Source organism: Acinetobacter sp. YH12117 (assembly GCF_013418865.1).
GTDB lineage: Bacteria > Pseudomonadota > Gammaproteobacteria > Pseudomonadales > Moraxellaceae > Acinetobacter > Acinetobacter indicus.
The window spans coordinates 1-10,358 of the sequence record NZ_VPBF01000061.1; the positions used below are offsets into that span (position 1 = coordinate 1).

Genomic DNA, 10,358 nt, shown 5'->3' on the forward strand with positions numbered 1-10,358 from the left:
TCTTGGCGTGTAATGCACGGACACGCTTTTTATTTCTCGCTCTCTGAGCAATACCGAGCTTTTGCTCGTATTTTCGATAGAACTTGGGATTACTGATGACTGTGCCATCGGAACAGGTAGCAATATCCTTTAAGCCGAGATCAATACCCACGGCTTTTGTGGCGGTAGGTTTGTCTTGTTTGGGTGAATCAACCACTAAGCAGACATACCAACGTCCTCGACTATCCTCTACAAATGAGCCTGTTTTAATGCTGTATTTCGATAGTCCGTAACTATCCCATAGCTTGAATTGATGCTTGCCATACTGAACGTATCCATCGGCATATTTAATAGCGACCTTTTTAAAGGGTATCCAACCTAGTGATCTTCTTGCTGATTTCTTATTACTGACACGCCATCTCAATTTTGATTTTTTGAACTGTTTTCTGCGAGTGACCAATTCTTCTGTTACAGCCTGAATGGTTTGGCTATGAAGATTACATTCCTTTGATGCGCCTTTCGTGTATTTAGCAATATCGTATGCTGAAAAGAATTGTTGTTTGCGCTGTAGGTGTTTGAAACACAAATCATTGACATAGTTCCAGACAAAATTAACTTCAGATGCCAATTGGTCTAGCACCTTACAATGTTTGTCTTTTATGCGTAATTTAAGTGTTTTCATGGGCTTATATTAGCTCATATCAGGCTTAAAATATTGGTTTTTAGTAATTAAACGACATTTCATGTCGTGTCGCTTATATCTCTGACCTGAAAGACAGAGTTTTACGCTCCATTTGATAAAAGCTATCCCTGAAATGACAGGTCTTCCAACGACTCCACTTTTTTTCATATCTATGCAGCTTTTCAGTACTGGCTACGCGTTTCCATTTTCATTCGCTCCTGATAAAAACCCGCCAGTGCTGTGGCACCGGTCAAAAATGAGCAAGAAAAATTTTGCATAAAAACAGAACAACAAGACGAATGTGTGAGAATATGGCAATATATAGCCTTTCTTAATGTATAACGTCATTCTTTGCCCATGCAGCTCCTCCGTCTGAATGCTTTAGCGCCTGATTTTCAACTGGAAAAAACTGCCGTTACCATCGGTAATTTTGACGGCGTGCATTTGGGACATCAGGCCATGATTGCCCAGCTAAAACAGCTGGCAGCAGCCCAGCAGCTGAAAACCCTGGTGATGATTTTCGAGCCACAGCCGCTGGAATTTTTTAAAGGCTATGAAGCGCCGCCACGCATCAGCTCCTTAAGAGAAAAAGTCGAATACTTAACCGAGCTGGGTGTAGACTATATTGCAGTCGCCAAATTTGATAATTATTTCCGCAGCTTAAGCGCCGAAGCCTTTGCCGACATACTCAAATATAAACTCAATGCCCACAGTCTGGTGCTGGGTGATGACTTCCATTTTGGCAAAAACCGTCAGGGCAATAGCGAGTTTTTGCAGCAATACGGCTTTCAGGTCACCAACTTAAACACTATTCTGGCCGATGGTGAACGGGTCAGCTCGACCCGGATCCGTCAGACCTTGCAGGCCGGCAATTTAGCGCTGGCAGCCAAATTGCTGGGGCGCCCGTATAGCATTACTGGCCGGGTACAATACGGCGACCAGATTGGCCGGACCATTGATTTTCCAACCATTAATGTCCGTCTGAACCGGCATAAACCCTGCCTGAACGGGATTTATGGCGTGGAAGTGCTCTGTGAAACTGAATCCTTACAAGCCAAAGTTCAGGCAGAGAATCCGAACCAGCCGGGAATTGCCGGCTATGACCCGACCGCGCTGTTTGGCGCCGGTCATGTCGGCACCCGACCAGCCATCAAACAGGACCATCCGGAATGGCGATTAGAAGTACATTTCCCCGAGGTTTCTGCTAATCTGTATGGCCTGTTAATGCGGGTGACGTTCTTAAACTATTTACATGGCGAAAAGGACTATCCTTCGCTTGAAGCCTTAAAAGCTGGAATTGATGATGATGTGGAGAAACTGCTTGAGTTTCGCCGCAGCACCCCAAAATTCCCTTTTGAATAACTCACATTTTTACTGTAAAACGTGTCAGTCAAATGGCTGATTAAATTGGAAGACAACTTGCATGAGCGATAAGCAAACTCCTGAAAATGCAGTGGACTATAAAGCCACACTGAACCTCCCAGGTACTGACTTTGCAATGAAAGCAAACCTCGCAGTACGTGAAGCGAAATGGTTAGAAGAGTGGTATGCCGATGACATTTATCAGCAGATTCGTGCATCGCGTATCGGCAAGAAAAAATATGTGCTTCATGACGGCCCTCCGTATGCCAATGGTCAAATCCACCTTGGTCACGCGGTCAACAAGGTCCTGAAAGACATCATCATTAAAAGTCGTGTCATGGACGGTTTTGACGCGCCATATGTGCCAGGCTGGGACTGTCACGGTCTTCCAATTGAACTGAAAGTTGAAGAAAAAGTTGGCAAAGTCGGCGTCAAAGTTGATGCTTCGACCTTCCGTAAAGCCTGCCGTGAATATGCCTACACCCAGGTCGAACTACAAAAGAAAGACTTTATCCGTATGGGCGTGTTCGGCGACTGGAACAACCCATACCTGACCATGAACTTCAAGCAGGAAGCAGATATTGTCCGTTCTCTGGGTGCCATTGCCAAAGCCGGTCATATCGAGCCAGGCCTGAAGCCAGTGAACTGGTGTCTGGACTGTGGTTCAGCGCTGGCAGAAGCTGAAGTTGAATATGAAGATAAAAAATCCGATGCAATTGACGTCGGTTTTACAGTGGTTGACTTAGCTGATTTGTCTGCACGTTTGGGTGTTGACGTTAAAGACTCAACCGATATCGTGATCTGGACCACCACCCCATGGACCCTGCCAGCCAACCAGGCGGTAGCATTACATGCCGAACTTGAATATCAACTGGTCAAGGCGCGTGGTGAAGAACAGGCCGAGCAAAACTTTATTCTGGCAAAAACACTGGTAGAATCTGCGACCCAGCGTTATGGCTTCAGCTCGGTTGAAGTGCTGGCCGAGTTTGCCGGTAGCAAACTGGAAAATCTGGTGCTGCAACATCCGTTAATTACTGAGCGTCAAGTGCCGGTGATTCTGGGTGAACACGTCACCGATGCCAGCGGTACAGGTGCCGTGCATACTGCACCAGGCCACGGTGTAGACGACTATAAAGTCGGCCTGCAATATAACCTGAAAGTCGACAACCCGGTGGGCGGCAACGGTGTCTATTTACCGACTGCGCCAATTTTTGCTGGTGAACATATTTATAAAGCCAATCCGCAAATTATTGCCGCGCTGGGCGAAGCCAACAAATTGTGGGCACATCATCCCATCAAGCATAGCTATCCGCACTGCTGGCGTCATAAAACCCCGATTATCTTCCGTGCCACACCACAATGGTTTATCAGCATGGATGCCAAAGGTTTACGCCAAGGCGCCCTGAATGCAATTGAAAACGAGATCAGCTTCGTGCCAGATTGGGGTAAAAACCGGATTCAGGCAATGATCGAAGGCCGTCCGGACTGGTGTATTTCGCGTCAGCGTACCTGGGGCGTGCCAATCCCGTTCTTCGTGCATAAAGACACCAACGAACTGCATCCACGTACCCCTGAACTGATCGAAGAAGTGGCTAAACTGATCGAACAGGAAGGTATTGATGGCTGGTATAACCGTGAAGCCAAAGACTTCATTGGTGATGATGCTGAACACTACAACGCCGTACGTGACACCTTAGACGTCTGGTTTGACTCGGGTACAACCCACTATGCCGTGCTGCGTGAACGTGAAGAGCTGCAAGATCCGGCCGATCTGTACCTTGAAGGTTCGGATCAGCACCGTGGCTGGTTCCAGTCTTCACTGCTGACCTCGATTGCGATCAATGAACGTGCGCCATACAAAGGCTTGTTAACGCATGGTTTCGTGGTCGATGAAAAAGGCCGCAAAATGTCGAAGTCACTCGGGAATATCATTACCCCGCAAGACATCATTAAAGACATGGGTGCAGACGGCTTACGTTTCTGGATTGCCTCTGCGGATTACCGTTATGAAATGACCGCCGGTAAAGAAATCTTTAGCCGTGCCTCAGACGGTTACCGCCGTATTCGTAACACGCTGCGTTTCTTGCTGGCCAACTTAAACGGCTTTAAACCATCGACTGATGCCCTGCCGGTGGATCAGCTGATTGCGCTGGATCAATACATCCTGCAACGTGCGTCTGAAGTACAAGAAACCATCAAGAAAGCCTATGAAGATATGAACTTCCATATCGTCACCAGCGCCTTGACCAACTTCTGTATTAATGACTTGGGTGGTTTCTATCTCGACATCATCAAAGACCGTCAGTACACCACCAAAGCAGACTCGCAAGCGCGTCATTCCGCGCAAACTGCGTTGTATCACCTGGTACAGGCCTTTGTACGCTGGATGGCGCCAATCCTGAGCTTCACTGCACAAGAAGCGTGGCCACTGATTCCTGAGCAGTCAGAAAAATATGTATTCACCGCTGAATGGTATGAGCTGCCGGTGGCCTCTGAAGCCAACGTGCTGGCTGAAAGCGAATGGCAAACGTTAATTGCCGTAAAATCTGCCGTGAACAAGTTTATTGAAGCGGCGCGTACTGCAAAAACCGTCGGTTCGAACCTGTCTGCCAAAGTGGAGCTGTGGGCCAATGCCGAGCTGAAAGCAGTGCTGGATAAACTGGGCGATGAACTGCGTTTTGTCCTGATTACCTCTCAGGTGATTGTGAATGAGTTTGATGCCGCACAAGGCGAAGCTTCTGATCTTGACGGTCTGAACGTGAAAGTGTCTGCCGCAGATGGCGAGAAATGTGTACGCTGCTGGCACGTCCTGCCAGATGTGAATACACATCCTGCACATCCAGGTTTATGTGGTCGTTGTATTATTAACCTCCCGACAGGCCAAGGCGAAGAGAGAAAATATGCCTAATCCACAACCGAAAAAGGGCTTATTCCAGTTCTATCCACACAATTTGTGGTGGATCGGACTGTCTATTGTGGCGATTATTCTGGATCAATGGACCAAATGGATTGCAGTCACCCATCTGAATTATGCAGATCCGGTGCCTGTGCTGCCCTTTTTAAATTGGACATTACTGCATAACTATGGCGCAGCCTTTAGTTTCTTGTCCGATGCGGGTGGCTGGCAACGCTATTTCTTCACCTCACTGGCAGGTTTGGTGTCCGTGATCTTTGTGTTCTGGCTGATGCGTATGCCAAAGAACATGCTGGTATTACCGCTGGCCATTGCCCTGATTCTGGGCGGGGCCATTGGTAACCTGATTGATCGGGTCGCTTTGGGCTATGTGGTCGACTTTATTCATGTTTACTACAACAACAGCCACTTCCCTGCCTTTAATATTGCAGATAGTGCCATTACCTTAGGCACCATCTTGCTTCTTATTGATACGTTTTTCCTGGAAAAACACCGTATTCAACGTGCGCAGGCGCAACATGACTGAATTTATCAATCCGAACGAAGACACCCGTATTGAAGCGGGTTCTAAAGTTGAACTTCATTTTTCTGTGGCCATTGAAAGCGGCCCGGAAATTGACAATACCCGTAGCCGTGCCGAACCGGTCAGTCTGGTGATGGGCGATGGCAGCCTGTTACCGGGTTTTGAAAAAGCCCTGTTTGGCTTGCGTGCTGGTGACCGTCGTACCGTGAGCCTGCCACCAGAAGAGGCTTTTGGTCCATGGAACCCGGAAAATGTCCAAACCTTTGACACCGTCAAGTTTGAACAGCGTCCGGTTGAAGGCCACATGATCGAGTTTGAAGATAAGGCCAAACAAAGCCTGTATGGCGTGGTCAAATCGGTCAATGATGACATCACCGAAGTCGACTTTAACCATCCACTGGCCGGTAAAGACATTACCTTTGAAGTGGAAATCTTTAAAGTCACCCCAGCGGGCCAGCAAGGCATTCAACTGAAATAAAAGTTCCACATTTTTGAAAAGCTCCTTCGGGAGCTTTTTTTTTATGCCATTTTCATGAGGCAGATACAAACTGACTCTATTCAGGCTAACGCAATTCACGTTAATTTGATCCCTACAGCAAAAACAACACAGGATAAAACATGAATATTCAGATTATTGTTGGCAGTGTACGCGAGGGACGTACCGCCATTAAAGTCGCACACTGGGTACAGCAGGCCATTAAAAGCTATAACTTTAGTACCGTGCAGACCGAGCTGGTCGATTTAAAAGAATGGAATTTACCCCTGTTTGCCGGTCCGAATCCGCCGCTAAGCGGTATTTATGACCAGCCGCGTCAACAGGAATGGGCCGACAAAATTGCCCAGGGCGATGCCTTTATTTTTATCAGCCCCGAATATAACCATGGCTATAGCCCGGCCTTGAAAAATGCGCTGGATTATCTGGGCAAAGAGTGGCAAGGCAAACCGGCGGCTTATATCGGCTATGGTGCCACCAATGGATCACGCTCGATTGACCAGATCCGTCAGGTCGGCACCCAGCTGGGACTGATTGACAGCAATGCAGTGGTGGAAATCCGCGATATTTTTAGCCGTAACCGTAGCGAAAGCTTTGAACCGAATGAATTTGATGACAAGACCCTGAAACAGGTAGTCGACAAGCTGATTCAATATGTCAGCTCATAATGCCAGCAGCCCTGTAAGCATTTTCTTACAGCAGCTGTGGTGAACTGCGACTAGGGCGCAGAGCGCTTTCATTTTATAGTACCCACATACAGAGACAGGAGGTCTCTTAAATCAAAACAATAACAATAAAAGCAACAACAGCAGGATGCTGATCGGTACGACAGGAGTTATACCGGAATAATGAATCCAGAGAAGCCCGGACAGGATGTTCGGGCTTCTTTTATTTCAGTCCTTTATGTTCTGGTTCTTGTAGATGATGCGCTATTTTAAATCAATTGCTGTTGTACGCCTGAGCGTACAGTACTTGTCGGGTTTTGCGGCTGGTTGGTTCTGATCGCCTGACGTATATTAAAACCATACTGGGACAGGAGGTCTCGTTGCATAAAACAATAATCATAAGCCGCATGCAGGATGCACGCACAGATATAACAGGAGTGATATCTGAGAACTGAATCTAAAAAGCCCCGACAGGACGTCGGGGCTTTTTATTATCTACGAATTCATTATTTGGCTGTCATTTTCAGCAAGCTGGCGCCTTTGCCATCTTCAATCACCCATAAATGACCGTCACGCGCTTCAATCACCCCGCGAATACGCTGTTTCATGTCCAGCCGTTGTACTTCACGTACCGGTTGAGCCTGGGTATCAATCACAATAATCGCCTGCGACGACAATCCTCCGGCAATGGCCTTATTTTTCCACTGTGGAAACTGATCGCCACGGTAAAAGATTAGACTCGAAGGTGAAATGACCGGGGTCCAGTCCAGTTCTGGCGCTTTAAATTCTGGCCGGGTCGCATGATCCGGAATTGGCTGACCACTATAATGATCGCCATTGGACACAATCGGATAGCCATAATTGGCGCCTTTTTCAATCCGGTTCAGCTCATCTCCGCCTTTGGGTCCCATCTCAATTACCCACAGCTGCCCCGCCGGGTCAAATGCCATACCTAAGGGATTCCGATGCCCCAGACTCCATACCTGTGCCGCAATCTGGCCCTGAGCACGGAACGGATTATCTGGCGCAGCGCTGCCATCTGCATTTAAACGTAAGATTTTCCCTAAATTGGAATTCAGGTCCTGTGCCGGGTCAAACTTTTGTCGCTCTCCCGAACTGACCCACAAATAGCCGGCCTGATCAAATAACAGCCGGTGGGCATAATGCCCCTGCCCCGGAACTTTCGGCACTTGGACCCAGATCTGCTGTACATTTTTCAATTGTGGCTGAGCCGCATCTTTTAAATCCAGCTCGGCACGCGCCACCACCGCGCCATAACCGCCTGTGCCGGCTTCCACATAACTTAAATAGACCCAGCGATTCTGGGCAAACTGTGGATGCAGCGCGACATCACCCAAACCGCCCTGCCCGCCATAGGCAACTTTGGGGACACCTTTAACCTCAAGCAGCAGTTTATTGCTCGGGTTAAACAATTTGAGTCGTCCACGCTTTTCAGTAATTAACAAGCGGCCATCGGGCAGCTCAGCCATCGCCCACGGTTCCTGTAAGCGCGCCACCCGTTCCAGCTGATAAGACTGGCTGGTCTTGCTAGTTTCACTGCTTTGGGCGGCTTTCGCTGAATTGGCAGGCTCGGTCTGGGCATTACATCCGGTGGTTAATCCTGCGATGAGCAATGCCGCAGGCCAGGTCAAATATTGTTGTAGTTTTGCCATGACATTTCCTAAAACAGAACAGACAATACTTTGATTGTAGCCCAAAGCCAGTTTTGACCAAGAACACTTGCGTAACCTGCCGGACTTTGTCCGTTTTGGCTTACACCGAATGAAGACAATTGAGGCTAGGAGCAAACCCAGAATTTTCGTATTCTAAATTCATCAGGAAACAGGACGTTTCCCAAACGGAAAACAACAATAATTAGTTTGCGCACCAGGATCGTGAGGTACGACAGGAGTTATACCTAAAGCACGAAATACGAAGAAACCCCGTCAGGATGATGGGGTTTCTTTTTATCTGTGGTTTTTGTTTTCTTAATGCCATAAAAAAAGCCCCCAATCTATGGAGGCTTTTTTCATTTAATACCAATTAGGCTTTGGCAATCGCCGCTTTGCCTGCTTTAATCTGTTCTGCTTCATCTTCACTCATGATTAGCGCTACGGCAATTGCGGTAATCAATACCGGTAAACCGACAGCAATAAAGTTGAAGTGTGCTGGCAGGTTCATACCGAGTAAGCCACCAATCAGGATTGGTCCAACAATCGCACCCATACGGCCAATTGCAGATGACCAGCCAATTCCGGTTGAACGTACTGCCAGTGGATAGTATTGCGCCACATAACTATACAGCAACATTTGTGAACCGATTGACGCTGCACCCGCCAGGAATACCAGAATGTACAGCAAGAACTGGTTTGACTGGAAGCCCATCAGACTCATCACAATCGCGCCCATAATCCCCAGGAACATCAGTACCGGTTTCAGATGGAAACGGTCAGCCAGAATACCACCGCCGACAATACCAACCACGGCACCCACGTTCATCACCATCATGAACATCAGACTATTGTCCATTGAATAGCCTGCCGCCATCATCAGTTTCGGCAACCAGCTGCTTAAGGCGTACATGGTCAGCAAGCAGGTAAAGAACGCTAACCAGAACAATAAGGTGTTTAACGCACGGCCACGTTTGAATAGGCTCACCACGTTGGCTGCTTCCGGCACATCAACCTGATGCAGTTCAAATTTGGTTTCATTGCTGATCTGCACTTCTGGGGCCAAGCGGGCCATGATTGGACGCGCCTGTTCCTGCTTGTTCTCTTTCACAATAAACATCAGCGATTCAGGCAGGAATTTCCAGATAATCGGTAATAGCAACAGGGGAATACCGGCAATGAAGAACATGATTTCCCAGCCAAAGCTTGGGGTTAACCAGGCACCCAATAATGCTGCCATCACACCACCAACCGCATAACCACTAAACATGGTGGTCACCAGCGTACTACGCATGTTCTTTGGCGCATATTCAGAGGTTAAAGCCACCAGGTTAGGCATCACCCCACCAATCCCTAAACCGGCCAGGAAGCGCAAAATACCGAATTCTGTCGGATTAGAAGCAAAGCCACCTGCGAAGGTTAGACCACTGAATAACACAATACAGATCATGATGACTTTTTTACGGCCAATTTTGTCGGCCAGCGAGCCGAAAATCATGGCACCGAACATCATCCCTGCCAATGCAGTACTGGCCAGCATACCGGCTTGCACCGCACTTAAGCCCCACTCGTCCATTAATAAAGGCAATACCACACCATTAATGGCTAAATCATAACCATCAAATAAAATGATCAGTAGACACCATGCCACTACATTAAAATGAAATGGTTTAAATTTTGCGTGATCAATGACATCATTTACGTTAATAGTTTGATGTGTCATTCCTCACCTCCTGTGAGTCTGTGTTTCAGTGAACTTCCATAGCAACCCATAATGAAGACCCTCATTTCGAGCCTTCTTCATCCACACTTTGCTAGTGGAGTAGATGGTGCAACTTTCACACAATTTACAGAAAATAAGAATTGAACATTAGTCTACAATCCTATTAATAATTAAAGTTTTATATATTATTCTCATTAGACATAAGTTTTATTTTGCTTTATTAAGCACACAAATTTTCTGCATAAAAAAATCCCCCTGCTGTTTAAGCTAGGGGGATTTTGAATTAATGAGCTGGCGATGACTTACTCTCACATGGGTAACCCCACACTACCATCAGCGCTAAGAGG

At 47.3% G+C, this 10,358-nt stretch carries 8 protein-coding genes; 5 read left to right on the forward strand and 3 right to left on the reverse strand.

What is annotated here, in order from left to right; genetic code table 11:
• The coding region (locus FTU55_RS14165; RefSeq protein ID WP_180047405.1) for an RNA-guided endonuclease TnpB family protein at positions 1-661 on the reverse strand (661 nt) is incomplete at its 3' end.
• Positions 662-1,018: 357 nt separating this feature from the next.
• Here FTU55_RS14165 and ribF point away from each other — a divergent pair.
• The 5 genes from ribF to FTU55_RS14190 all read left to right on the forward strand — a co-directional run bounded on the left by ribF (position 1,019) and on the right by FTU55_RS14190 (position 6,621).
• The gene (ribF, locus tag FTU55_RS14170; protein ID WP_016658673.1) at positions 1,019-2,023 is read left to right on the forward strand and encodes a riboflavin biosynthesis protein RibF; all 1,005 of its coding nucleotides are present in this window, start codon (positions 1,019-1,021) and stop codon (positions 2,021-2,023) included.
• Between the two features lie 61 nt (positions 2,024-2,084).
• Positions 2,085-4,931: an isoleucine--tRNA ligase gene (gene ileS, locus FTU55_RS14175; protein WP_104472324.1), complete on the forward strand. Its 2,847-nt coding sequence runs from the start codon at positions 2,085-2,087 to the stop codon at positions 4,929-4,931.
• Positions 4,924-5,463 (forward strand): signal peptidase II, encoded by a 540-nt coding sequence (gene lspA, locus FTU55_RS14180; protein ID WP_005181030.1) that lies wholly within the window; start codon positions 4,924-4,926, stop codon positions 5,461-5,463. The genes ileS and lspA overlap by 8 nt, the downstream gene beginning before the upstream one ends.
• Positions 5,456-5,938, forward strand: a complete 483-nt coding sequence (locus FTU55_RS14185; RefSeq protein ID WP_005181033.1) for a peptidylprolyl isomerase — start codon at positions 5,456-5,458, stop codon at positions 5,936-5,938. The genes lspA and FTU55_RS14185 overlap by 8 nt, the downstream gene beginning before the upstream one ends.
• Before the next feature lie 140 nt (positions 5,939-6,078).
• On the forward strand, positions 6,079-6,621 hold the full coding sequence (locus FTU55_RS14190) for an NADPH-dependent FMN reductase (protein WP_005181039.1): 543 nt from the start codon (positions 6,079-6,081) through the stop codon (positions 6,619-6,621).
• 503 nt (positions 6,622-7,124) lie between these two features.
• On the opposite strand, the gene FTU55_RS14195 is transcribed toward FTU55_RS14190, so the two are convergent.
• Both FTU55_RS14195 and FTU55_RS14200 read right to left on the reverse strand, forming a co-directional pair.
• Complete coding sequence (locus FTU55_RS14195; RefSeq protein ID WP_005181040.1) at positions 7,125-8,291, reverse strand: PQQ-dependent sugar dehydrogenase; 1,167 nt, start codon at positions 8,289-8,291, stop codon at positions 7,125-7,127.
• Between the two features lie 370 nt (positions 8,292-8,661).
• A complete protein-coding gene (locus FTU55_RS14200; RefSeq protein WP_016658670.1) occupies positions 8,662-10,011 on the reverse strand; it encodes an aromatic acid/H+ symport family MFS transporter in 1,350 nt (449 codons plus the stop codon).
• Positions 10,012-10,358 lie beyond the last annotated feature (347 nt).